At 59.4% G+C, this 256-nt stretch carries 1 pseudogene; it reads left to right on the top strand.

The features are described 5' to 3' along the window. Positions 1-32 precede the first annotated feature (32 nt). A pseudogene (locus SB754_RS21355) lies at positions 33-256 on the top strand (sugar ABC transporter permease); the annotation flags it as partial.

The following is a 256-nucleotide window of genomic DNA, read 5'->3' as shown; positions in this document are numbered from 1 at the left end:
CTCGGCCCCTTCCTGAGACAAGGCAAGCCCCTATGACACTGCAGACAACCTCGCCGCTGAGGCGCAAGAGGCGGCCGACGACCGGCCTCCTCTTCCTCGCGCCCTTCGGCCTCCTCTTTATCTTCGTCTTCATCATCCCAATCCTGTACTCGGCCTACATCAGCCTGTTCCAGAACAAGTTGATCGGCGGGCAATCCTTCGTCGGGTTGGACAACTACGTCCGGCTCTTCAAGGATCCACAGTTCTACGACGGTGC

Origin of the sequence: Leifsonia sp. SIMBA_070 (assembly GCF_046534635.1) — a bacterium.
Classification (GTDB): domain Bacteria; phylum Actinomycetota; class Actinomycetes; order Actinomycetales; family Microbacteriaceae; genus Leifsonia.
This window is presented reverse-complemented; position numbering and strand designations above follow the sequence as displayed.